Source organism: Bombilactobacillus sp. ESL1097 (assembly GCF_058107205.1).
In genome coordinates this window covers 57,959-80,564 of sequence record NZ_JBYLUB010000003.1, presented here as the reverse complement: position 1 = coordinate 80,564, position 22,606 = coordinate 57,959, and the positions used below count along the sequence as shown (strand labels likewise).

Here is a 22,606-nt window from a genome sequence, read left to right as displayed (position 1 = left end):
TGCTAGAATTTAGGTTTTGATCCCCCTAAACGAATATAAGTATAGCAAGTTTTAATCCAATTTTCAGCTTAATTTTAGTTTAAATGAAGACTTTAATTTTGAGTGATTTGACCTTTGATCATTAGTCATTAAGCCTTATTCACAATCTAATCTCGAATTATTTTGAAGGTAACGATTTAACATTTTTAATGTATTTAATATATTAAATTAATGGGAAATCTTATGAAATTATTAACCGTTGTTAGAAGAGTTAGCTCCCTGTGTTTGCCTGTTTCGAAGGAAGATTTTAAGTTAGACCAAAAATGGTTACTCGTTCCTAAGAATAGTGGCGGTTACGAATTAGTTCCTAAAGTGGAAGATCCATATTCAAATCCGGATTTTGAAAATCAATATGAACCTGACGAATGGGATGACTTAGAATTCGATGAGGACAAAGAATGATGTATCAACCAAGTCAAGGAGACATTGTGTGGATTAATTTTGATCCTCAGAGGGGACGAGAGATCAAGAAAAGGCGTCCAGCTTTAATTCTAAGTCGAGATGCTTACAACCAAGATACTGGTTTCATTATTTTAAGCCCCATTGCTTCAACTGTTAGGAATAACAAGCACGGATATTATCAGTTAAATGGTTATCAAACTAAGGGACAAGTGGTTGTCAGACAAGTTCACTCATTTGATATTACTGAACATTCTGGCAGAAATGTAGAATTTATTGAACATATTGATGATGCTGATTTTTTCCAAATTTCACAGTTGTTTTTATATAACTTTAGTTTTCCATTAGTTAATTAATATTGTAGTTCACATGAGTTGGTGTATTCTCAAGTTTTTAGCAATATAAAAACATTGGTGTTAAAACAGTAACACACATACAAGTTTTTTACCCTTAAAGATTTAGCAATAGAAAAAACTCAAAATATCCTGACTGAAAACAACAGTTAGGATATTTTTATGTAAACAAAAACCTTGCAAGTTATCGTGCAAGGTTAATTGGTTGTTAATGGTGCATACACCGTTTGGTGCGGAGAAATATTATTATAGAGTTTTAACATGATAATTAAGATTTAAGCTGTGGTTGAGTGTAGATAATGTTGGCTAATTAAAGTAGATAGTAAGGCAATTATTGCTAAGACTACTAACAAGCCAAAGTCTAGTTGACAACCTTGAGCTGTCACTGCCTTTAATTGTGGAGCAGCAGCTGCTAATTGTTTGGTCGAAATAATGGCGGATAATATCCCTGTTCCTAATGATCCAGCATATTGTTGCAATGTATTAAAAAGCGAGTTCACATCTGGCTTAGCAGTGAGCTCAACGTGTTTGCTAGCGTCTGACATCGTATTGCCATAGCCTAAATTGAATCCTCCACGCATGAAGCAGTAGAAGAAAACAATTAGAGCAATATTTAATTGACCTGTCCAAATGGTAAAGGCTAAGGCACCTACAATAATAGTTAAGTTAGAAATAGTTAGCGGTAAACTAGCACCAAAATGATCATATAAATTACCGGCAATAGGGGCGATAAAAGCACCTAACAAAGAACCGGGTAATAAAATTAGTCCCGCTAACATGGAATTAGTTCCTAAAACTTGCTCAGATAAAATAGGAATCACAAAGGAAATGCCAATATTAATAAATTGCAAAATAAAGAAATTAATGGCACGATTGGCGATAATTGGATCTTTTAAAATTTTAAAATTTAAAAGTTGATTGTGACTAGTTTTGAGATGCCAGCCAAAACAACCGCCAAAGATGAAAGTGATCACTAAACTAACAAGAAATTGCCAACTAGTAAAGCTGTGTGCTCCTGCTTGATCAAAACTAATAATTAGAGTGACCATTGTCATTGCTAAACTAATTAATCCCAGCCAATCAAACGGCGGTTGATTGTGTTGCGCTTTCACTTTAATAGTTAGCCAACCAGTAATCATGATAAGAATAATAATTGGTAGGACACCAATGAAAATCCAGCGCCAAGAGGTGTAGTTGTTGACAATTCCCCCGTATGTAGGTCCCAATGCTGGTGCAAAAGAAGTAATCATTGTTGCAAAACCGGTATAGGTTCCCATTTTGTAAGGCGGGACACAGGACATAATGATATGAAACAAAGTTGGTGTTGATAAGCCTGTAGCTACTGCTTCAAGTAAACGACCAATCATTAAAAACGTAAAATTAGTAGAACTGGCACAAATTAAAGTTCCGACCAAACACATAACAGTGGCCGTCATAAATAATTTGCGAGCATTAAATCGTTTAATTAGATAAGAAGTGGTACTCATCACAATAGTCACTAAGAGTAAATAACCGGTGGTGACCCATTGAATGGTGGCTAAATTAACATGAAATTCCTTCATAAGTGTTGGAAAGGTAACGTTCATCGAAGTTTCGACTAAGATACCGATAAAAGTTAACAAACCAGCTGATAGAATTGCCAGTTTGGTAGACCAGGAAACATTTTGTTTCATTGAAAAATCCTCACTTTAAAAATTAGATACCATATCATTTTAACACGAAGCCTATTTTTGGATGAGTTCAGTTCAAACTCGAAAGTATTCGTAAGCCTAACTTTAAATTATTTTTTATTTTTACTACTATTAAGTCTTTTTAGAGCAAAAACTTTAAGAATACGACTATTAGCCAACAATAAGCATAATTAAAAGGTTATAAAAGTGTATAATCTAATCTGAATATTATAAGTTACTTGCGTAACGACGGTGAGTTTTACCTTGATTATAAAATGATCTTGAAGTTAAAAAGTAAAAATCATTTAGTAATCATTGGGAGTATTGTTTTGTTGCTAATATCAATAGTGGATTTATTTATTTCAATAGAAAAAGGGTTGGCTTAGGCAAGAATTAATTCGTAACCTTTCAAAAGGTAAAGAAATATATTGAAACTAAATGAAAGCTATGATATATTAAAATTGTTCATGAACGAAAGTGAGAAAAAATGTACAGTGAAGAAAGAAAAAATTTTATTAACCGATTAATAAAGAAGGAAAAGAAGGTAACGGTTTTAGATTTAGCAAAAAGATTGAATGTTTCTCAAGTTACTATAAGAAAAGACCTTTCCGAGATGGAGGAAAAAGGGTTACTCAAGAGAACATTTGGTGGAGCTATTGATTTAGAACTTTCTATCAGCGATAAACCGTATAGTATTAAAAAAGGTGAACTTATAGAACAAAAAGAGAGAATAGCTCATCGGGCAGCTTTATTTGTTAATGATAATTCAACCATTTTTTTGGATGCAGGAACTACAGTTAAGTGTTTGATTCCTTATATAAGTGAAATTAAAGGATTGTTTATTGTAACTGTTGACTTAAATACAGCTATTTTGTTGTTAGATGCAGGTTTAGAAAACGTATATTTTGTGGGAGGAAGTCTTTCACAAAAGACCTATTCGTCTAGTAGTGTTGATACAGTTGAAAAAATCAGAAAATTTAATTTTGATTTATCATTTATCGGATGTGATTCGATTTCTAGATTAGGTTTCCAAACAGGTTCTGAAGCAAGATCGCAGCTCAAGTCCAATGCAATAAAAAATTCTTCGCTAAACATTATTCTGGCAGATAGTTCAAAGTTTGAAAAATCAACTTTTATCAATTTTGCAGATTTTTTAGATATAGATTACGTTATAACTGATGATGATTTAGGAGATTTTGCTCACGAAATTCCAAAAAAATTTGTAAATAAGTTTTTAATTGTATGAAGATTGTGTAAAGAAGGAAAAGATTACTATGAAAAGAGAGTATATTGTAATCACTATGGGAGACCCTGCGGGTATTGGACCCGAGGAAGTGGTTAAATCGCTTGGTAAACCTGAAATCCATCAAAAAGCTAAGATTGTAGTTGTCGGGGACAAAAATGTTTTAGAAAATGTTAAGAAAATTGTTAAATCTGACATTGAAATAAATGTAATTGATAATTTATCAGAAGGTAAATTTGAAGCAGGTGTTATTGATTTAATTGATTTGAATAATGTTGATATGACAACCTTTAAATATGGAGAAGTTCAGGCACAATGTGGACAAGCTGCTTATGATTATATAAAGAAAGCTAACGACTTATGTGTTAATGATGGTGTTTCAGCGATGGTAACGACAACGTTGAATAAAGAAGCACTCCAAGAAGCTGGAATTAAGACACTTGGGCACACAGATATTCTTTCTGATTTAACAGGTGTTAAAGATCCATTAACGATGTTTCAAGTTCAAAATTTGCGAGTATTTTTCTATTCGAAGCATGTTCCTTTACGTAAAGCTTGTGACCTGATCACAAAAGAGGGTATTAAAAAATATGTTAAGTTAACAGTTAATGCTCTTAAAACCTTAGGTATTAGTAATCCGCACGTTGCAGTGGCCGGTTTAAATCCGCATTCTGGAGATGGTGGTTTATTTGGCAATGAAGAAATTGACTATATTATACCAGCCATCAAAGAGTTAAAAAGTGAAAATATTAATGTAGATGGTCCTGTTGGAGCGGATTCGGTATTTTATCAAGCTAACATGGGAAAATATGACGGTGTTTTGTCTCTGTATCATGATCAAGGTCATATTGCAACGAAAACCCTGGATCCAGATTTAACAGTTTCATTTACTCATAATTTGCCGTATTTAAGAACGTCAGTTGATCATGGAACAGCCTTTGATATAGCAGGAAAAGGTATCGCCCGGGAAAAGAGCTTAGACGAGGCAATCAGATTGGCTTCACTTTATGCTGGAAACTTTAGAAAGTCCAAAGAAGCAAAGTAGTTTTTGCTTAGGGAAAATTGAGTAATTTTTATTTAGGTAATAGCTAAGGTTATTGCCTAAATATTAACCGTTTTTTGTAAGCGTTAACTTTTTCGCTTGATTATTAATGTTTGTAAATAAATTCAGCTGTATGAAGTTGATCATCTTAGTTTATACGTTGAATTGTTATATAGTTCGGTTATGTAAAATGCTAAGTTTAGTTGCTAATTACAGCATTGTTGAACGTTAAAAATAATAATTTACCTTTATGGATATAATTTTGGTGAGTCAAAGAGATTTTTTTATTTATTAATATTTAAGAATAGATAGTTAATTTTTCAGGAAATTGATTATATTTTAAATTCAAAATAATAAGAAATGAGGACAAGCTGATGAAATCAATAATAATAGCAGATGACTTGACTGGTTCTAACGTTTCAAATTCACTTTTAGCAAAAAATGGTTTGAAAGTTGGCACGATTGATACGATAGATAGTATTGAAAATTTTGAAGACTATGATGCACTGGGGTTGCATACGGATAGTCGTGGTGATGATTTTAAAGATGCTTACAGCAAAGTATATAAATATACAAAAAAAGTAAAAAATGATGAAGTTGTTTTTTACAATAAACGTATTGACTCTACTTTAAGAGGTAATATAGGTGCAGAAATAGACGGAATGCTGGATGCGTTGGGTGATGATGTAACTGCCATGGTTGTTCCCGCTTTTCCCAGCTCAGGTAAAATAGTTATTGGTAACTATGAGCTAGTTGATGGAGTAATGTTGGAAAATACTGATGTAAGAAATGATCCAACTAGTCCAGTATTGAGTTCCAGAGTAGCGGGTATTTTACAACAACAGTCAAATAAGCCAATTGGCGTTATTTCAATGGAATGTGTTCTGGAAGGAGTTGATACTATAAAAAATACCATTATAGATTTAATTTCTAATGGCGCAAGAATTATAATGTTTGATTCTTGTACTAGTGAAGATATTGATACAATTGCTAAGGCTGTTATTGATTCTAAAGTTCCTTTTATTTCTGTAGACCCGGGTCCGTTTACGTGCTCATTACTAAAAGAAATTAGTCCCAAGAAATCTTATAAGGAAAAAAAGAAAGCGTTATATCTAATTGGAAGCGTTAGCGGTGTTGTAGAAGATCAAATAGCCCAATTTCGTGCGGAATATGCACCTTTTATTGTAAAACCGAATGCACGTAATTTTCTGTATGAAGATAAGAGAGAAGAAGAAATTTTAAAGGCAGTGAAAGAGGTAGTATCTCATCTAAATGAAAATTTACAGTTTTTGGTAGCTACAATGGTGGAGAAGAAAGACAAGATTGATCTAAAAGAAGAATCAAGGAAAGCTGGTCTAACAATTTCAACAGCTTCACAAAAAATTTGTAACTCTATGGCTGCGATAGGTTTCAATATTATTAAAAAATGTGGCGGCCAAATTGGTGGTGTGTATACTTCTGGTGGTGATGTGACTAAAGCGTTTTTACAAGAAAATGGAGCACAAGGAATTGAAATTAAAGATGAGATCGTTCCATTGGCTGTGTATGGAAGAGTTATTGGCGGAACTCTTGACAAAATGCCTATTATTACTAAAGGTGGTTTAATTGGAGATAAAACCACCCTTAATAAGTGTTCAAACTATCTTTCCACTAAAATTTCAAATTCGTTTTATGGGGAGGGATTAGCATGAGTAGCACAACACAAATGGTAATTGCTTTAATTGTATCCATTATAGTACTAGTACTATTACTTGTTAAATCCAAGTTGAATGCTTTTACGTCTTTAATCATTGGCGGACTTTTAACAGGTGTTTTAGGTGGATTGAATCCATTAAAAACAGTTGAAGCTTTAAAAAATGGCTTTGGAAATACTATGGCAAGTTTGGGTATTCTAATTGCTTTTGGTGTGATGATTGGCAAAATCTTGGAAGTTTCTGGTGCTACAGCTGTAATGGGCAAGAAACTTGTTAAAGTTTTGGGCAAAGGACACGAAGTGATGGCTATGATAATTACTGGTTTTATAACGTCGTTGGCTATCTTTTGTGTTCCCGCATTTTTAATGCTTTTTCCATTGGCTAAAGATGTATCTAAAAGAACTGGCACGAGCTTAACTTCTTTAGGTGTTGGACTTGCTGGCGGATTGCTTTGGAGTCATGAATTAGTTCCGCCTGCATCTGGTCCTTTAGGAGGAGCAGCGCTGTTTCATGCTAGTATTTCAAAAAATATGATTTTAGGCTTCCTTGTAGGTATTCCGTTAGCGATCTTTTTTAATTTTTATGCTAAATGGATTGGTAAAAAATATCATAGAATCGCTGAAGATGATGAAGAAGGCGAATTGGAAGAATCCAATACTGCAAAGGAACCGTCTTTTACTATAGCAATTATGCCTATCTTAATTCCGGTTGTACTTATTTTACTTGCTGGGGCACTTAAGGGAGTGGCTATGAATAAAGCCTTAAGTTCAGTAATTCAATTTATTGGAGCTCCAGTGGTTGCATTGGGATTAGGTTTATTGATCGGAGTATTTACTTTGCTTCGTGGTGTAGATAGAAAGAAAGTTTCTGCAGCTCTAGATGACGGAATTGTCAGCGGCGGCAAGACGTTGGTTTTGATTGCTGCTGGCGGAGCTTTAGGAAATGTTGTTAATCAAAGCGGTGCTGGTAAAGTTATTGCAGAAGGTGTTGCTCATACTGGGATACCTGCAATCTTAGTTCCATTTATAATTGCAAGTTTACTTCGTATTATTCAAGGTTCTGGAGCAGTTTCAATATTTACAACAGCTTCAATTACAGCTCCAATGGTAGCAACTTTGGGTATTAATCCTGTACTTGCTAATATAGCCGCTTGTATGGGTGCAATGGTGTTTTCTTATTTTAATGATAGTTATTTCTGGGCAATTAATGATTCCATTGGTGTTAAGGATACAAAAGAACAAATATGGACATGGTCCATTCCTACTACTGTTTGTTGGTTTATCGGTGGAATTGAAATATTAATTTTAAATATATTTATATAGCAAAATAAAAATGTAGAAAATTACAAATTAATGTGATAAACATTATGCTAATTTGTATTTTTTACATTTTATTTTTAGGATTTATCGTTTTGTGTCAAACGTTTAAATTATCATGAAAGTTTATAATATCTATTGTGTAGTGTAACTAAAAAATGGGAGGAACTTACAATGCAAAATATTGGCGTAATGGGAATGGCAGTTATGGGAAGAAATTTAGCTGTTAATATTAGTAAAAATGGTTATTCAGTCTCTGTTTATAATATTACAAGAAAAGAAACTGATGATTTAGTCTCACAGTTTAAAGGTAAAAAAATTGTCGGGACTTATGACTTACAAGAATTTGTCAATTCTTTAGAAAAACCTAGAAAAATTATTTTAATGATCAAAGCAGGTAAACCAGTTGATGAAGTTATTGAAAATATTAAAAGTTTACTGAGCAAGGGAGATATATTAATTGATGGGGGAAATTCTAATTTTAGAGATACAAATCGACGGAGTAAATATTTAACTAAAAGCGGAATTAATTACATTGGTATGGGTGTTTCTGGAGGTGAATTAGGTGCGTTACATGGTCCTTCTATTATGCCGGGCGGTGATAAAGCGGCTTATAAAAAAGTTAAGAGTATTTTAGAAAAAATATCTGCCAAAACAGAAGATAATAAACCTTGTGTTGCGTATATTGGCCCAGAAGGTTCAGGCCATTATGTCAAAATGATTCATAACGGAATAGAATATGGAATTATGGAGAGTATTTCAGAAGTTTATTATTTAATGAGAAATGTTTTCAATATGAAAAATAGTGAAATGAGTGAAATTTTTGGTGAATGGAACGATGGTGAATTAAAAAGTTATCTAATTTCGATAACAAAAGATATTTTAGAAGCAAAAGACTCGAAAACTGGTAAATACATGCTTGATGTTATTTTAAACAAAGCAAGTTATAAAGGGACAGGTAATTGGATGGTTGAAGAAGCCATGCAGGTTGGAGCTCCAATATCTTTGATAACGTCTGCTGTTTTTGCACGTTTTATTTCAGATAAAGAATATACGTTAAAATTAAAACAAAGTAATCTTGATAGTTGTAGAATAAGCGATGATTTGATTCTGAAATTAGAGCAAAGTTTGTATTTAGCAACTATTGTTAGCTATGCACAAGGCTTTGAACAAATGAGTAAGGCAAGCCAAAAATATCGATGGAATTTAAAGTTAAAAAATATTGCGCAGGTCTTTGAAGCAGGTTGTATTATTCAAGCAGATATCTTAAAAGATATTGAAAAAGCATATGAAAAAGATTCAGAAATTGATAATATCCTGTTAGATTCATATTTTAATACAAAAGTTGTTAAATATATTGATGTTTTGAGAGAAGTAGTTGAATTAGCCATTAAAAATCATTTACCAGTTCCTAGTTTAACTGCCGCTTTAAGTTATTTGGATGCAATTTCTAGAAATGATTTACCTGCTAATATGATTCAAGCTCAGAGGGATTACTTTGGGGCACATACTTTTCAGCGTAATGATGAATCTGGAACATTTCATAACGAATGGTACGAAGAAATTTAGTATTTTACTACACTGATATTTAAACGTAACTTATAAGAAGGTAACAAAATATTTATGAAAATTAGAAAAATTGTAATTGGTTCAGATCATGCAGGATTTAAATTGAAAAATAGTATTTTAGATTACGTAAAAGGTTTAGGATTAATTATTGATGATGTTGGTACCTATAGCTTAGAAAGTACTGATTATCCTAGGTATGGTAAGCTAGTTGGTGACAAAGTCTCTTCTGGCAAATATGATTTTGGCATTGCAATATGTGGTACAGGTGTTGGTATTGGCATTGCAGCAGGCAAAGTTAAAGGAATTCGAGTATGTACATGTAGTGAACCTTATAGTGCAATAATGTCAAGAAAACATAATAATGCCAATGTTTTAACCTTTGGCTCAAGAGTAGTCGGAGAAGAGTTAGCCAAATTAATTGTTAAGATGTGGCTTGAAACAGATTTTGAAGGTGAGAGGCATGCTAGAAGGGTTGCAGAATTGAATGCTGAAGATCAGAATGATGAGATTGAATTTGAGAGACTATTGAAAGAAAATTAGGGTTCTGAGATATATGATATAACCCTGAAAAATATGCAAATAAGTCATGAAAACTTAAAAATAATTGTAATTATATTTGCTATAAAATTAAGCGAAGCTAAACATGTAATAATGTTTAACGTCGCTTAATTGTTGCTTATCTAAATTTTGAGTTTGAGTGTGATTATTAAAATAATAATACTTTCACAGAGATATATTGTTTAGAGATTAATTATCTATAAAAGTCATTTATCATTATTTACCACTATAATTAGGGGCTTCATGAGTAATAGTTACATTATGAGGATGTGATTCAATTAAGCCCGCGTTAGTAATTTGAATAAACTGTGCATGATCAATTAAATCTTGAATGGTATGTGCCCCCACATAACCCATACCAGAACGCAAACCACCAGCAATTTGAAATAAGATATCTGCAACATCACCTTTATATTTGGTTTTACCTTCAATACCTTCCGGAACTAATTTTTTAGTTTCGTGAACATTACCTTGAAAATAGCGATCAGATGAGCCTTTTTGCATAGCAGCTAAGGAGCCCATACCACGATACGCCTTATATTGTTGCCCAGCAGCATCGCTAAAGATTTCTCCTGGAGCTTCTGTAGTGCCAGCTAACATACTGCCTAACATTACAGCATTACCACCCGCGGCTAAAGCTTTCACAACATCACCAGAGTATTTAATACCACCATCAGCAATAATTTGTTTACCCATTTTTTGTGCAACTTGCGCCGCATCAAAAATTGCAGTAATTTGCGGTACACCGACACCAGCGACCACACGAGTCGTACAGATAGATCCCGGACCAATCCCCACTTTAACTACATCAACGCCAGCATCAAATAAAGCTTGGGTACCACTAGCAGTGGCGACATTACCCGCAATGATGGTTAGATCTGGAAAGTGATTTTTAATTTCGGCAATTTTTTCTAAGACGCTTTTTGAGTGTCCATGGGCGGTATCGATCACAATGGCATCGACTCCTGCAGTTAACAACGCCTGTGTTCTGTCAAAAGTATCATTGGTGATTCCCACTGCAGCGGCGACTAATAAGTGTCCGCTTTCATCAACAGCTGCAGTTTTACTGGTGGCTAGTTCAGCCTTAACTGCTTGTACTTGCTGAGCTTGGCTTGGAATACTCATATTTTTATGAATAACACCTAGACCACCTTGTAAAGCCATGGCTTTGGCCATGGGTTCTTCTGTGACAGTATCCATTCCAGCACTTAAGATTGGTAAGTGTAATTTGAGATTATTTCCCAATTGAGTTTCCAACTTAACTTCACGTGGTAAAATATCACTAGCTGCTGGAACCAATAAAACATCATCAAAAGTTAAGCCTTGTTTTAAAAATTTTTCCTGTGCTTGCAACAAAATCCCTCCTATAAGAATTTGATTATGTAAATTGATATTAATTTACCATAAATTAAGGCTTTGTCAATTGTTGCTTCTTAATTTGAGATGAAATCGTCTTGTTTAAATGACTTGATTTTTAAAAAAAGTTCATTGATTTTGCAAAATAGTTATAAATGCTATCTTGAATATGAATAATAAGTTCTAATTGCTCAGCTCTGAGTCAGCTGGACAGCGTAAAAAAGGATTGTTATTTAGTTTAAAAGATTATAAAATTTTACCTAGGACAAACTTAAAGAAAAGAAGGTGGTTAGTTTGGATCAAAAAACACGTTTACATAAAGCTATCTATAATTGGCAATTTAATGATCAAGGACAAATTCAAGCACCACAACAAGCTTTACCGTTAGAATTACAAAAAAGAAAACAATATTTTACACGATTTGCACAGTTGCAGCCGTTTACTTTGATGACTTATATTTTTCCAGAGCAAGAACAAATTACGGATATTAAAGCCAGTTTTGAACGCAAATTTCACCAACCATGGTTAGAAGTAGACGAAGCTGTCTGGCAAATGAAAAATAGTGCTGATAGTTATCAATATGAACACGCAGTGTTGGTTGCAGTAATTGCTCATTATGTCACCTTGCGAGAAAATAAGTTTGTGCCACAAACTGCAGCTCAAAACCGGCTGTGGCAATCGATTATTTCTTGGCAACAAACTCCACAACAAGCGTTGATGTGTCCCAAAAGTCAATTACCAACGGTAATTCAACAGCGGATCAAAGCTTTAGCTCAAATTGCACCGACAGCTATGTCACCATTTGAAGAACTCATGTATATTTGGCCAGATCCGCGACAAATCGAAATTACCAAAGAGTTTTTTGAACAGCGAACCCATCAAACTTGGCCGCCAGTAGCGCCGTTAATTAGTGCTTGGCGACAAAGCGAGTTATGTATTGATTACGAATTAGCCATCATGATGGCTGTGGTATTTGGCTTACAAGCCAAGGTTATTGCTTAAAGATTATTGAGGAAAAAGTCAATGTTAAAAAATCAACATATTACATTGTTTGTGACAGGTAGTATTGCGGCTTATCGGGCCTTAGAGTTGACCCGTCTGCTGATTAAACAACAAGCACAAGTCCAAGTAGTGTTAACTAAAGCTGCAGAGAAATTTGTTACCCCATTAAGTTTTCAAGTTTTAGCGCAGCGTCCGGTTTACACAGATATGTTTGATACTACAGCCGATAAAGTTTTACACGTTCAATTAGCCCAATGGACGGACTTAGCAGTAGTGGTCCCGGCGAGCGCAGATTTGATTGCCAAAATGGCTGTCGGTTTAGCAGATGATTTGGCTAGTTTGACCTTACTAGCGACTAAAGCACCTAAATTGGTAGTACCAGCCATGAATGATCAAATGTGGTTCAATCCAGCTACTCAGCGTAATTTACAAGCCATACAGGCTGATGGTGTACAAATAGTGGAACCCACGGTGGGTTTTTTAGCAGAAGGCTATCAAGGCAAGGGACACCTGGCTGAACCTGAGCAGATTATGGCTCAAATTCAAACTTTATTAACGCGTTCAACTGCGTTAGCTGGTAAACATATTGTAGTAACAGCTGGCGGGACGCGCGAACGGATTGATCCAGTGCGCTTTTTAGCTAATGATTCATCCGGTAAAATGGGTTATGCAATTGCGCAAGCTTTAAGACAACGAGGAGCCACGGTAACTTTAATTAGCGGTCCAACTAAACTAGCTCCAGTTGCTGGCGTTGATATGGTGGCAGTGCAAACAAGTGCGCAAATGCAAGCTGCAGTGTTAAAGCATTTTTCTATAAGCGATGGCCTGGTGATGGCGGCGGCGGTGACTGATTTTCGTCCAGTTAACACTGCTAAACAAAAAATTAAAAAAACTGCCGCGCAAACTTGGACATTAGAATTAGAAAAAACTTCCGATATTTTACAAGCTGTCGCTCAAATTAAACAACCACAGCAAGTAACGGTCGGCTTTGCAGCAGAAACGCAGAATTTACAGGCTAATGCGCAACATAAATTAGAGAGTAAACACTTAGATTTAGTGGTAGCTAATGATGTTTCTCAACCGGGAGTGGGTTTTAACGGGGATACCAATCAAGTGACCATGCTGCAAAAAAATCACGCCCCGATTACAACGGAGTTGTTATCTAAAACAGCCATTGCGGACTTGATTGTCGATCAGTTAGTCCGTTTGTTTCATGATAAACAGCACAATTAGTTAAAAATAAAAAAGCAGGAAGACTCTGAATCCATTGGCAGTTCTGGGATTCAGTCAATCCTGCTTTTTTTATTTCTATATAGATAGTTGGTACCTAGAGTTTAAAGTCCGTGATGGAGTCTACCACTTCAGGATCGCGATGATCGAAAAATAAGCTTGTCAAGTTGCTGAAGTTGTTGGAATTCGGTAGCGGTTAGTTCAAAGTCCCAAATATCTAAGTTTTCTTGCATTCGTTCTGGATGGGTGGATTTAGGAATAATAATGACTCCCATTTGAGTTAAATAACGTAAAGCAACTTGCGCTGCAGTTTTATGGTGGTTAGATCCAATTTGGATTAAAGTTTCATTGTGAAAGAAGTTATTGCGGCCTTCAGCAAAGGGCCCCCAAGACTCTAATTTAGTACCGTGTTGTTTTAAATAAGGTCGTTCCGCTTGTCGCTGATAAAAGACATGGGTTTCCAATTGATTGACGGCTGGTACGACTTGATTAAACTTAACTAAATCCACGTAACGATCAGCGTAAAAATTAGATACGCCAATTGCCCGGATCTTACCGGCTTGATATAAGTCTTCCAGGGCGCGGTAAGCACCATAGTAATCATTATAAGCTTGATGTAATAATACCAAGTCTAAATAGTCGGTTTGTAATTTGTTTAATGACTCTTCCACGGAAGACTTGGTCTTATCATAACCGTAATTTGAAACCCAAACCTTAGTTGTTAAAAAAATATCTTGGCGATTAATGGGACTGTCTTTAATAGCTTGGCCCACCGCCTGCTCATTGTGGTAGGCTTGCGCCGTGTCGATTGCCCGATAACCAATGTCTAAAGCAGATTGGACTGCTTGTTGAGTTGCTTCATTAGCAATTTGGTAAACCCCAAAACCTTCCTGTGGTATTTGTACACCGTTATTTAAAGTGATTTTAGGTATATCAGTCATTTTGAAACCTCCTTTAATTAGTTGTATAGTTATCTTACTACCTTCGAGTAACACGAATGCAAGACTTTAATTAAGGGGAATAGCTATGTTGTTAACAGTTAAACAAGTCGCGAAAAAATTAAACTTAAGTGAATATACCATCCGTTTTTACACTGATCGGGGATTAGTTCCGACCGTGCAACGTGATCATTTAAATCGACGTTTATTTGATCAAGCCTCATTAAATTGGTTACAAGGTTGCCATTATTTAAGACAATCCGGACTGAGTGTAGCGACAGTTAAACAGTATGTTGATTTATGTCTACAAGGTTCGCAAACCATACCGCAACGTTACGAATTGATTCAACAACAATATCTGAAGACCCAAGAACAATTAGTTGAGACGAAGCAACGGCTACAGTATTTAGAGCACAAGAAAGAAATTTACGCACAGTCTTTAAAAAATCCGCAGCAAGATCAATTAAATCCAAAAACATGGGCTTAATTAAGATTGAATATTTAAATTGGGAAGAAGAATTAATATGAAACACCAAAAGATTTTAACAGTACTATTGAGCAGCCTGGCCTTTGTGATCATTGCCTTTAATCATGACCAACAGCCAGTCCAAGCTGCTGATTTTAATTATCCAGTCGCAACTGCCACTCAACAACCGACGACACCATTGTTTGATCGTAAAGGCGATAAGTTAAGTAAAACCGTTGCTGCCCAGACCTCTTGGCGCGTGGGTGATATTCAAGTCATTAATGGTCAGAAAATGTATTTGATTGGTCCTAATTTGTGGCTACCAAGTTCCAGTAGTACCAATAACTTTGTTCCTAGTCAGTATGCCTATCATGTTGCGCGTGTCATTACGCCTAAGAAAAAAGTAGCTGCTTTATATGACAACCAAGGACAAAAAGTATTACGGCAAACCGTAGCCAATTTTTCTGATTGGAAAGTAGGCCATATTAAAACTATCCGTAATCAAACTTACTATCAAATTGCTGCTAACGAATGGCTCAATGCGCAGGATGTCTATGTGAACTTTGCAACTACTAATAATATGTCGCCCATCACCGTGGTGACTGATAATTCACAGGCTCATTCCACGGCAACGGCTAACCAAGAAGCCCAACAAGATTTTGACGCTAGTGTGGTTAAGGAGGCCATGCTACAAGAGTTAAATCGTTTACGATCTCTAAATAATTTAGCCAGTTTACAGGAAAATACCGCATTAACACAGTTTTCTATGCAGCGGGCCCAAACTTTAGCAGCTAAGGGGCAATTAGATGACCATGATGGATGGTATGAAAATGTGTATCCGCAAAATTCCTATGCTTTAATGGGTGAAAATCTTGATCAAAATGAACTGCAGTCTACGCCGCAACAAGATGCCATTTTAGCAACTAGCGATTTCTTTCATGAGTATTACAGCACTAATGATGGTCACCGCAAAAATATGCTGAGCCCATTTTATACGCAAGTCGGTATTGGTGTGGCTATCGATTCGACGGGACTGATGTATACCGTACAAACATTTGCCACGCCACAAACAGATTTTGATTATACTGAAGTGACAGCAGTTAATAACTATAATAATGCTCCTGCTCCACAAGGAAAATATGATCATTAAATGTTTACGATAAATCATTTTCCTAAGTTGTGTTCGGATCTTCAGCAATTAAAGAGGGGGATTTAGTTGAACCACTTGTTGTAACAAAATGCAATTTCACAACTTTATAATATAAACAAAAGGCCTATGAATCTAACTGTTCGTAGGCCATTTTTTTAATTAAGTTAGCGTGTTGGGGATATTGTTTAATTAATTCTTGTTGAGTAAATAATTCAAAATCTCGCTCATCATAACCAGGAGCGACGACACAACTAACCAAACTGAATCCTTGCTCGACACTGGAACCAAAAATCGTATTTTTAGGTACTGTATATGATAATTGTTGGCCGTGTTGAATGTCCGGACCAATCTTAAGCAATTGGTAACTCCCATCAGGGAATAAGCAATGGACATCTAAAGCATCACCTAGATGATAGTACCAAGTTTCATCGGATTTTAATCGGTGCAAATGCGAAGGATTATTGGCCGTTAATAAAAATAAAATCGAAGTATATAAGGCGCGTTGACCCTGGGGAGTGGAGATTAATTGTGAGCTTCTTTGAGTTTCTTTAAAGTAACCTCCTTCAGGATGGGGATTTAAATTTAAAGCAGTTTTAATTGTAGAAATGTTTAATGACAAGTGACAAACGTCCCTTCTGAAATTTAATGAGTAGTAATAAGAACATTCTAACAAGAAATCAAAGCCGTGAAAAATAATTATTAGTAATCGAATGTGAAAGACTTGCTCTGAAGTAAACTTCAGGGTTTACAATCAATAACAATCTACAGGAGAGGAGAACAATTAAGTAATGACCAAATTATTAGCTAATAAAGTCGCGTTGGTGACTGGAGGTAATTCTGGCATTGGTTTAGCAACAGCACAAGCTTTAGTTGAAGCAGGAGCCTTCGTTTATATTACGGGTAGAAGAGAACCAGTTCTCCAACAAGCTGTGCAACAACTTGGTAAAAACAGTGCTTATGTTCGGGCGGATGTTAGTGTATTTGATGATATGCAACGAGTTGCGCAAACTATTCAAGAACAAGCAGGCCAATTAGACATTGTTTTCGCCAATGCGGGTGTAGGTCAATATATTGCTTTAGGAAAAATGACTTCCAAGCAAATTGATCAAGTTTTAAACACGAACGTCAAAGGAACGATTTTAACAGTGCAAGCCGTCTTACCATTATTGACGACAGGCGCTTCAATTATTTTAAATACGTCAGTTACCGCTAATTTAGGAATTCCGAATTTTAGTTTATATGCCGCTTCTAAAGCTGCAGTGCGTTCTTTTATTCATAGTTGGACGGCTGATTTACAAGACCGGCAAATTCGCGTTAATGCTGTTAGTCCAGGGGTAGTCCCCACACCAGCAGCGACCGGAGAATTGGGACGCTCACCGCAACAAGAACAGGCTAAACAACAACACCGCGCCCAGTTAACGCCCTTAAAGCGCGTAGGCCAAGTTGAAGATATTAGTCAAGCAGTGCTCTTTTTAGCTAGTGATCAAAGTGCCTTTATTACTGGTACAGAAATCACGGTTGATGGCGGTTTATCAGCTGTATTTGCCAATGAATTATAAATTTTAATCAATAAAAAGAGGAGTTTCAACTATGAAAACACGCATTTTAGGACGAGATTTACGCGTTCCAGCAATTGGTTTGGGGATTATGGGCATGGATCATGCTTACGGTCCGCAAGCTGATCGCCAACAAATGATCGAATTAATTCGGCATTCAGTTGAGTTAGGGGGCAATTTCTTTGATACCGCTCCAGTTTATGGCCCAGGTAATGAAAAATTATTGGGAGCGGCTCTAAAGCCGATTCGCAATCAAGCCATCATTGCCACGAAGTTTGGCATCACGGGACAAAAAGTCATTGATGGTCAGCCAACGAATGTTTTGGACAGTCAACCGGACTCAATTCATCAGCAAGTGGAACAATCACTTAAACGCTTACAAACAGACCATGTTGATTTGTTGTACCAACATCGTGTTGATCCTAACGTTGCTCCAGAAACAGTGGCGGAAGTTATGAATGACTTAATTAAAGAAGGTAAGATTTTACATTGGGGTGTGTCCAATGCACCGATAGATTATATTAAGCGAGCACATCAAGTTTCGCCTTTAACTGCCATGGAAAATCAGTATTCAATGGTTTATCGTAAGCCAGAAACAGAATTATTTGCTTTGTGTGAACAATTAGGTATTGGCTTTGTGGCTTACAGTCCGTTAGGCAACGGCTTTTTAAGTGGCAAGTATCAACCAGGTGAAAAATATGCCGCAGGTGATTTTCGAAATACGATGAGTCGCTTTAAACCAGAAGTCATGAAACAAAATCAAGTCGTTTTAGACTTGTTACAACAATTAGCGGCACAAAAACATGCGACTTCTGCGCAAATAGTTTTAGCTTGGGAAATTGCGCAAAAAGATTATATTGTTCCCATTCCTGGTACCACCAAAATGAAACGTTTGGCAGAAAACTTAGGTGCAAGTGAAGTGGAATTATCAACTAGTGAAATGCAACAAATTAATCATGAATTAGATCAAATGAATATTAATGAAGCGCATTTTTAGAGGATAATGAGCGAATGGCATCCTAGATCATTAGTTGCTTGTGTTATGCTAGATATATTAATGATTGGTGGTTAGTCAAATGAACATAAAACAAGTCAGTCAAAAAACTGGCGTCAATATTGATACAATTCGTTATTGGGAAAAAGTGGGGGCTATTCCGCCAGTTACTAGAAAGAATAATCACTACCGTGATTATCAAACCGAAGATGTTAATTGGATTTATTTGGCTAAACAGTTTCGCGCTGCGGGAATATCCTTGAAAGCGCTCATTGAATATGTTGATTTGTTTTTTCAGGGGAAGCAAACCATTCCTCAACGTAAACAAATTTTAATCGAGCAACGCGATGAATTGGGCCAAAAGATTCAACGAATGCAGGCCACTTATCAACGACTCGATCAAAAGATTGATGGCTATGAGCAACGTTTATTAAAGTATGAAAATGATAAACTACGAACTCCTAAAAAGTAATAGTTAGTGTCGAAAAACTTAAATTGATGGATTTAAAAAGACTAGAACCATGAAGTCCGGACAATAAATTAATGCTCACATTTGTCCCAGCTTCGGTGCTAGTCTTTTTATTTTTTAGCATGAAAAACATTAAGCATGTGTTGAAAACGCCAATCACTCAGCCGGTATAAAACTTGCATAATCCCACCTAAGAAGAGCAGTAAAATTAATAACCAGAAAAAGATCCAATTTAATTTAATTTCAAATAATTCCCATAATTCATAACTGGATTGGATACTATTTAATAAACCAGCTAACGCCACATACCACCAAGCAGTAGCTTTATTTAAAAAATTCATAGCTTCATGAAATTCATTTTCATCATGAACTGCTTGGCGTAAAATAGTAGTGCCCCGTTTTTTTTCTAACCAAATTTTGTAAGGTGGAATTAACCACCATAAAGGCGATATTTTCTTAACATTAATGGAAATTTCACGGTAATTTGCCAAAAATTTACGATAATCTTGTAATTCCAAGCCGGCTTGATAAACCGGGTAAATAAACAGAAACCAATCACCTACAAAAGCTAAACAAGTTGTTAATAAATGCATATTAATCTCCCCAACGATAATTTACTACGATTACTGGTTAGTATCTTAAACTTTGCATATAGGAAATGCAATCGTTGCTGTCATTGCATTTGAAAGACGGAGTGTCAAACTAAAATAGGAGTATTGTTAAATAAAGGAGCAATCATCATGGATTATGTCGTGGGGTTAGATATTGGAACTACAAGTACTAAAGGTGTTTTATATGACAGGACAGGACTAATAGTTAGTCAAGCTCATCAGGGCTATCCTTTATATCGTGAAGCTAATGGTTTAGCCGAAGAAGATCCTGAAATTATCTTTCAGGCAGTAGTGACAGTTTTACAGACCATTTTTACAGCAGTGAACAATAAGCAAGACATTCAAGCGATCGCTTTCTCGAGTGCTAATCAGAGTCTCATAGCTTTAGATCAATATCATCAACCATTAACGCGAATTATGACCTGGAATGACACGCGCGCTAGTAAATATGCCCAACAACTCAAAACGTCTTTACAGGGTACTAAAATTTATGAACGAACGGGAACGCCGCTGCATCCGATGTCTTTATTATGTAAACTTTTGTGGTTGAAAGAAGAACAACCGCAAATCTTTCAGCAGGCCCGCTATTATTGCGGCATTAAAGAATATGTTTTGTATCGTTTGTGTGGCGTTTGGCAAATGGATCTTTCTGTTGCGAGTTGTACTGGTTTATTTAACATTCAACAACAACAATGGGACCAAACAGCATTACACTTAGCGGAGATTAGGCAAAATCAGTTGCCACCAATCGTTGCTGCAGAAACGCAGTTTGCCGGTTTAAAGCAACAATATGCGCAAATTATTGGCTGTCCAGCTGATGTAATCTTTGTGCAAGGGGCTTTTGATGGGGCGTTATCTAATTTGGGAGTGGGCGCCTTAGATGAACACAGTGTCGCCATGACTATTGGGACTTCAGGAGCGGTTCGCATATTAACCAACCACCCCGTCATTGATTCTCAGCAACGATTATTTTGTTATTTATTGGATGCGAGCCATTATGTAGTTGGCGGTCCGGTAAATAACGGTGGCAATATCTGGCAGTGGGCCCGGGATAACTTATTGGATATGAAGGCTGACGAAAAGTTGGATTCCTATGCTTTATTGATGCAGATTGCTGCTACAGTACCAGTGGGAGCGAACGGTTTATTATTTCTGCCTTTTTTAAATGGTGAACGAGCTCCGCTTTGGAACGCGCAAGCACGAGGTTCTTTTGTCGGATTAAATGCTTTGCATACGCGATCTGATATGATTCGAGCAGTTTTAGAAGGCATTGTTTATAATTTGTATAGTGTTTATCAGGCAGTGAGTGAAGTCGGTGTTACTTCGCAACAAATCATTCTCACAGGGGGCTTTGTTCAGTCTAACTTAGGTTGTCAAATTGTGGCGGACGTCTTTGATCAACCAGTTGCTGTACCGTTGGCTTTTGAATCTTCATGCTTAGGAGCCGCTGTTATGGCAATGAAGTCATTAGGATGGGTGCCTGATTTTTCAGCGGTAACCCAGTTTGTTGGTCCCATGAAAACTTATAGGCCAATTAAGGATCATGTTGCTGTTTATCAAGAGCTCTTTCCAATTTATCAACGAGTAAGTGCTCAATTACAATCAGAATGTGCTGATCTTGCACAATTTCAAATTAGACACGCTCTTACTTCAGATTAAGTCTTGAAAAAAATGGTGAGTATTTAATTTCTAAGCAACTTTTGGTGCACCGCAAGCAGAACATTTTCGCTTAAATTGACAAAAATTTTTTGGTCACGTCCTCTTGACTAAAAAAAACTACCGTTACAATTTAATGTAACTGGTAGTTTAGTAGTTTATACTCAATTAAAAATTAAAAGATTAATTGATAACCGATTTGGTAATTTTTTGTTTCATTGGGTTGAATTAATATTGCATCTTCGACGTGCTCGTTTTGGCTGCTAGGTAGGGTTTCGGGTTCCAGTGCTAATCCTAAATAGGGAATGCCGACACCATGGGTGCGAGTTAAATTCATGTGCTCTTTGGTAAAGCTGTTGGCACTAAAGACAACTAAACCGTTTCTTTGGGAAAATAATTGAATCTGACATTGATTATTGGGGGCTGTTAATTCGGCAATTTTTTGTTCAGCGTCTGGTTGCACAATAAAAAGATCGTCGAAGCCTTTTTCAGCAGTCGTTTGTAATTGCGCAATGGCTGTTTTGAGTAAGTGTGGTGTTTGAAAGTCAAAGGGAGTCTTAGCGGTCGGTTGGAGACGACCAGTAGGAATTTTCTGGGAATCTAATTGCAGGACATGCTGACTATTGATTTGCAGTGTATGGTCTAAAATAGAATTAGTGTTTCCTAGGTTAAAATAAAGATGCATGGTCGGATTGAACACACTCAGTTGGTCACTGTGGGCTTGAAAGTTAATGTTAATTCGGTTGGTGTTGGTTAAGCTATAAGTGATTTGAACTTGTAAATTACCCGGGAAACCATCAGTTTGGCTTAATTGGTGATGCTGCAAAACAATTTGGGGTTCGGAGTCATTAGTTTGAATTTGTCCGTTCCAAAATTGAGAATTGAAACCGTGGGGACCGCCATGTAAGGTGGTTGTCTTTTCATTAGTAGGTAATTGCACCGTTTGGCCTGCTAAATGTAAAAGACCATCTTTGATGCGCCCTGCTGTTCGTCCAATGGCCATTCCCAGATAAAAGGGATTGGCTAAGTAATCTTTAGTGTGTGGATAATTTAAAATGAGATTTTGTCCGTTTGGTAAAGTAATTTCATAAACTAAAGCACCAAAGTCTAAAACTGATAAACGGACGCCGTTTTGATTAGTTAATGAAAATTTAGTAACGGGTTGATCTTGATAGTAATCAAATAAAGTTTGTGTCGTTTGAAAACTTGTTTGCTTTTGTGACATGGGAAACCTCCTGAAAAATTTAATTGAGATTTACAACTAGTTATTTTAAAATAAAACGGATTAATTAGTG

22 protein-coding genes are annotated in these 22,606 nt (G+C 36.1%); 16 read left to right on the top strand and 6 right to left on the bottom strand.

All coding sequences use genetic code 11. The features are described 5' to 3' along the window. Positions 1-264 precede the first annotated feature (264 nt). Together AC3B6D_RS08085 and AC3B6D_RS08080 are read left to right on the top strand one after the other, a co-directional pair. A complete protein-coding gene (locus AC3B6D_RS08085) occupies positions 265-441 on the top strand; it encodes a type II toxin-antitoxin system PemI/MazE family antitoxin (protein ID WP_489775385.1) in 177 nt (58 codons plus the stop codon). Further along, a complete protein-coding gene (locus AC3B6D_RS08080) occupies positions 438-794 on the top strand; it encodes a type II toxin-antitoxin system PemK/MazF family toxin (RefSeq protein ID WP_489775384.1) in 357 nt (118 codons plus the stop codon). Before AC3B6D_RS08085 ends, AC3B6D_RS08080 begins: the two co-directional genes overlap by 4 nt. A gap of 272 nt (positions 795-1,066) precedes the next feature. Here the strand turns inward: AC3B6D_RS08080 and AC3B6D_RS08075 are convergent, their stop codons facing one another. Then, a complete protein-coding gene (locus AC3B6D_RS08075) occupies positions 1,067-2,464 on the bottom strand; it encodes an MFS transporter (RefSeq protein WP_489775383.1) in 1,398 nt (465 codons plus the stop codon). A 484-nt stretch (positions 2,465-2,948) separates the two neighbouring features. Here AC3B6D_RS08075 and AC3B6D_RS08070 point away from each other — a divergent pair, with 484 nt between their 5' ends. The 6 genes from AC3B6D_RS08070 to rpiB all read left to right on the top strand — a co-directional run bounded on the left by AC3B6D_RS08070 (position 2,949) and on the right by rpiB (position 9,865). Next, entirely contained in the window at positions 2,949-3,707 is a 759-nt protein-coding gene (locus AC3B6D_RS08070; protein ID WP_489757983.1) for a DeoR/GlpR family DNA-binding transcription regulator, read from the top strand. A gap of 28 nt (positions 3,708-3,735) precedes the next feature. After that, positions 3,736-4,749, top strand: a complete 1,014-nt coding sequence (gene pdxA, locus AC3B6D_RS08065) for a 4-hydroxythreonine-4-phosphate dehydrogenase PdxA (protein WP_489757984.1) — start codon at positions 3,736-3,738, stop codon at positions 4,747-4,749. A gap of 371 nt (positions 4,750-5,120) precedes the next feature. Continuing rightward, positions 5,121-6,437: a four-carbon acid sugar kinase family protein gene (locus tag AC3B6D_RS08060; RefSeq protein WP_489775382.1), complete on the top strand. Its 1,317-nt coding sequence runs from the start codon at positions 5,121-5,123 to the stop codon at positions 6,435-6,437. Beyond that, complete coding sequence (locus AC3B6D_RS08055; protein ID WP_489775381.1) at positions 6,434-7,762, top strand: GntP family permease; 1,329 nt, start codon at positions 6,434-6,436, stop codon at positions 7,760-7,762. Before AC3B6D_RS08060 ends, AC3B6D_RS08055 begins: the two co-directional genes overlap by 4 nt. 168 nt (positions 7,763-7,930) lie before the next feature. Further along, positions 7,931-9,325 (top strand): NADP-dependent phosphogluconate dehydrogenase, encoded by a 1,395-nt coding sequence (gndA, locus tag AC3B6D_RS08050; RefSeq protein ID WP_489775380.1) that lies wholly within the window; start codon positions 7,931-7,933, stop codon positions 9,323-9,325. A gap of 54 nt (positions 9,326-9,379) precedes the next feature. After that, positions 9,380-9,865 (top strand): ribose 5-phosphate isomerase B, encoded by a 486-nt coding sequence (rpiB, locus tag AC3B6D_RS08045; RefSeq protein WP_489775379.1) that lies wholly within the window; start codon positions 9,380-9,382, stop codon positions 9,863-9,865. A 234-nt stretch (positions 9,866-10,099) separates the two neighbouring features. Here rpiB and guaB read toward each other — a convergent pair whose 3' ends face one another. Beyond that, on the bottom strand, positions 10,100-11,239 hold the full coding sequence (gene guaB, locus AC3B6D_RS08040; protein ID WP_489757989.1) for an IMP dehydrogenase: 1,140 nt from the start codon (positions 11,237-11,239) through the stop codon (positions 10,100-10,102). A 294-nt stretch (positions 11,240-11,533) separates the two neighbouring features. Between guaB and AC3B6D_RS08035 the strand changes: the two genes are divergently transcribed. Then, a complete protein-coding gene (locus AC3B6D_RS08035) occupies positions 11,534-12,241 on the top strand; it encodes a hypothetical protein (protein ID WP_489775378.1) in 708 nt (235 codons plus the stop codon). Positions 12,242-12,262: 21 nt separating this feature from the next. Next, a complete protein-coding gene (gene coaBC, locus AC3B6D_RS08030) occupies positions 12,263-13,474 on the top strand; it encodes a bifunctional phosphopantothenoylcysteine decarboxylase/phosphopantothenate--cysteine ligase CoaBC (protein WP_489775377.1) in 1,212 nt (403 codons plus the stop codon). Between the two features lie 128 nt (positions 13,475-13,602). On the opposite strand, the gene AC3B6D_RS08025 is transcribed toward coaBC, so the two are convergent. Then, a complete protein-coding gene (locus AC3B6D_RS08025) occupies positions 13,603-14,412 on the bottom strand; it encodes an aldo/keto reductase (protein WP_489775376.1) in 810 nt (269 codons plus the stop codon). Between the two features lie 85 nt (positions 14,413-14,497). On the opposite strand from AC3B6D_RS08025, the gene AC3B6D_RS08020 reads away from it, so the two are divergent. Both AC3B6D_RS08020 and AC3B6D_RS08015 read left to right on the top strand, forming a co-directional pair. After that, positions 14,498-14,896 carry a MerR family transcriptional regulator gene (locus AC3B6D_RS08020; RefSeq protein ID WP_489757993.1) on the top strand — a complete coding sequence of 133 codons (399 nt, stop codon included), beginning with the start codon at positions 14,498-14,500 and terminating at the stop codon, positions 14,894-14,896. Positions 14,897-14,933: 37 nt separating this feature from the next. Then, positions 14,934-16,025, top strand: a complete 1,092-nt coding sequence (locus AC3B6D_RS08015; protein ID WP_489775375.1) for a CAP domain-containing protein — start codon at positions 14,934-14,936, stop codon at positions 16,023-16,025. Between the two features lie 124 nt (positions 16,026-16,149). On the opposite strand, the gene AC3B6D_RS08010 is transcribed toward AC3B6D_RS08015, so the two are convergent. Then, on the bottom strand, positions 16,150-16,644 hold the full coding sequence (locus AC3B6D_RS08010; protein WP_489775374.1) for a cupin domain-containing protein: 495 nt from the start codon (positions 16,642-16,644) through the stop codon (positions 16,150-16,152). Positions 16,645-16,813: 169 nt separating this feature from the next. Here AC3B6D_RS08010 and AC3B6D_RS08005 point away from each other — a divergent pair, with 169 nt between their 5' ends. From AC3B6D_RS08005 to AC3B6D_RS07995, 3 genes are all read left to right on the top strand, one after another. After that, the gene (locus AC3B6D_RS08005) at positions 16,814-17,584 is read left to right on the top strand and encodes an SDR family oxidoreductase (RefSeq protein WP_489775373.1); all 771 of its coding nucleotides are present in this window, start codon (positions 16,814-16,816) and stop codon (positions 17,582-17,584) included. A 31-nt stretch (positions 17,585-17,615) separates the two neighbouring features. Next, positions 17,616-18,578: an aldo/keto reductase gene (locus tag AC3B6D_RS08000; protein WP_489775372.1), complete on the top strand. Its 963-nt coding sequence runs from the start codon at positions 17,616-17,618 to the stop codon at positions 18,576-18,578. Positions 18,579-18,657: 79 nt separating this feature from the next. Next, the gene (locus AC3B6D_RS07995) at positions 18,658-19,047 is read left to right on the top strand and encodes a MerR family transcriptional regulator (RefSeq protein ID WP_489775371.1); all 390 of its coding nucleotides are present in this window, start codon (positions 18,658-18,660) and stop codon (positions 19,045-19,047) included. Between the two features lie 107 nt (positions 19,048-19,154). On the opposite strand, the gene AC3B6D_RS07990 is transcribed toward AC3B6D_RS07995, so the two are convergent. Beyond that, the gene (locus AC3B6D_RS07990) at positions 19,155-19,637 is read right to left on the bottom strand and encodes a hypothetical protein (protein WP_489757999.1); all 483 of its coding nucleotides are present in this window, start codon (positions 19,635-19,637) and stop codon (positions 19,155-19,157) included. Positions 19,638-19,784: 147 nt separating this feature from the next. Here AC3B6D_RS07990 and AC3B6D_RS07985 point away from each other — a divergent pair, with 147 nt between their 5' ends. Next, on the top strand, positions 19,785-21,314 hold the full coding sequence (locus tag AC3B6D_RS07985; RefSeq protein WP_489775370.1) for a gluconokinase: 1,530 nt from the start codon (positions 19,785-19,787) through the stop codon (positions 21,312-21,314). Between the two features lie 172 nt (positions 21,315-21,486). On the opposite strand, the gene AC3B6D_RS07980 is transcribed toward AC3B6D_RS07985, so the two are convergent. Further along, positions 21,487-22,536 (bottom strand): aldose epimerase family protein, encoded by a 1,050-nt coding sequence (locus AC3B6D_RS07980; protein ID WP_489775369.1) that lies wholly within the window; start codon positions 22,534-22,536, stop codon positions 21,487-21,489. Positions 22,537-22,606: the final 70 nt, after the last annotated feature.

Bases quoted from the DNA above. Each gene is read 5' to 3' on its own strand.
- AC3B6D_RS07995 (WP_489775371.1), top strand. From the start codon at position 18,658: ATGAACATAAAACAAGTCAGTCAAAAAACTGGCGTCAATATTGATACA.
- AC3B6D_RS08055 (WP_489775381.1), top strand. From the start codon at position 6,434: ATGAGTAGCACAACACAAATGGTAATTGCTTTAATTGTATCCATTATA.
- AC3B6D_RS08005 (WP_489775373.1), top strand. From the start codon at position 16,814: ATGACCAAATTATTAGCTAATAAAGTCGCGTTGGTGACTGGAGGTAAT.
- AC3B6D_RS07985 (WP_489775370.1), top strand. From the start codon at position 19,785: ATGGATTATGTCGTGGGGTTAGATATTGGAACTACAAGTACTAAAGGT.
- AC3B6D_RS08070 (WP_489757983.1), top strand. From the start codon at position 2,949: ATGTACAGTGAAGAAAGAAAAAATTTTATTAACCGATTAATAAAGAAG.
- AC3B6D_RS08015 (WP_489775375.1), top strand. From the start codon at position 14,934: ATGAAACACCAAAAGATTTTAACAGTACTATTGAGCAGCCTGGCCTTT.
- AC3B6D_RS08060 (WP_489775382.1), top strand. From the start codon at position 5,121: ATGAAATCAATAATAATAGCAGATGACTTGACTGGTTCTAACGTTTCA.
- AC3B6D_RS08080 (WP_489775384.1), top strand. From the start codon at position 438: ATGATGTATCAACCAAGTCAAGGAGACATTGTGTGGATTAATTTTGAT.
- AC3B6D_RS07980 (WP_489775369.1), bottom strand. From the start codon at position 22,536: ATGTCACAAAAGCAAACAAGTTTTCAAACGACACAAACTTTATTTGAT.
- coaBC (WP_489775377.1), top strand. From the start codon at position 12,263: ATGTTAAAAAATCAACATATTACATTGTTTGTGACAGGTAGTATTGCG.
- AC3B6D_RS08025 (WP_489775376.1), bottom strand. From the start codon at position 14,412: ATGACTGATATACCTAAAATCACTTTAAATAACGGTGTACAAATACCA.
- AC3B6D_RS08020 (WP_489757993.1), top strand. From the start codon at position 14,498: ATGTTGTTAACAGTTAAACAAGTCGCGAAAAAATTAAACTTAAGTGAA.
- pdxA (WP_489757984.1), top strand. From the start codon at position 3,736: ATGAAAAGAGAGTATATTGTAATCACTATGGGAGACCCTGCGGGTATT.
- AC3B6D_RS08000 (WP_489775372.1), top strand. From the start codon at position 17,616: ATGAAAACACGCATTTTAGGACGAGATTTACGCGTTCCAGCAATTGGT.
- AC3B6D_RS08075 (WP_489775383.1), bottom strand. From the start codon at position 2,464: ATGAAACAAAATGTTTCCTGGTCTACCAAACTGGCAATTCTATCAGCT.
- AC3B6D_RS07990 (WP_489757999.1), bottom strand. From the start codon at position 19,637: ATGCATTTATTAACAACTTGTTTAGCTTTTGTAGGTGATTGGTTTCTG.
- gndA (WP_489775380.1), top strand. From the start codon at position 7,931: ATGCAAAATATTGGCGTAATGGGAATGGCAGTTATGGGAAGAAATTTA.
- rpiB (WP_489775379.1), top strand. From the start codon at position 9,380: ATGAAAATTAGAAAAATTGTAATTGGTTCAGATCATGCAGGATTTAAA.